At 54.1% G+C, this 845-nt stretch carries 1 pseudogene; it reads right to left on the minus strand.

From position 1 onward, the window contains the following. Positions 1-845 (minus strand): annotated as a pseudogene (locus tag ABS766_RS16725) (hypothetical protein); the annotation flags it as partial.

The raw sequence follows: 845 nt of genomic DNA on the forward strand, positions 1-845 counted from the left end.
TCGTCTATCTTGGTGGTCAGGTCAAATACTTCCTGCTCATCGCCCGGGTTGTCCTCATCGCAAAGGCTGTAAGGTACAGGGTTGTTTACTACCGGCAGCGGGTTCACAATCAGTTCCAGCGCCACCACATCATAACAGCCTGTGGCGTTTTCGGTAACACGGATGTATACCGTAGCCGTAGGGCTAAGGTACGCACCCGGGGTGGTAATGGGCGATACGCCGTTTTCAGCATTCGTCTCATCATCATAGTAGCTTACACTGTACAGCGAAGGGTCTAAACCGCCCAGTACTTCTTCCGCTACAGTGCCAAGGTCAAAAATGGCCTGTCCGTCGGTATCGTCCTGCCCGTTGTCACACAGCTCGTAATCCTCCGGCGTTACCGCCTCTGGAACCGGGTTGACAATCAGCTGAAGCTCCGCGATGTCGTAACAGTCGCTCTGGTTGGATTCCATACGGATGTACAGGGTTTGTGTCCACTGGGCTATATTGGTATAGCCGGTAGTATTGGGCACTATATTTTCACCATAGGTGGCATCTTCAAAAGTTTCGTGTACGGTAACGTTTACCACGCCTGTTCCTGCGCTTACAATATCCAGCGCCGGGGTCAGGTCAAAACCGGCAAAGCCATCGTTGTTGGCATCACATTCCTGCAGCGGGTCCAGTACCGGGGCTACAGGGCCGGGGATTACCACCAACTCCTGGGAGGTTACCGAAACACAGCCGGTAGCAGCATCTTCCACACGGATGTAGATGGTGGTTGTAGCTGACAGGTACGGGATGGGCAGGGCTGCCGTAGGGTCGCCTGCCTGGGCTTCGCCCGGGGTGGCATAAAAGCTTACATTATA

Origin of the sequence: Flavobacterium rhizosphaerae (assembly GCF_046000445.1) — a bacterium.
GTDB classification, from domain to species: Bacteria; Bacteroidota; Bacteroidia; order Flavobacteriales; family Flavobacteriaceae; genus Flavobacterium; species Flavobacterium rhizosphaerae.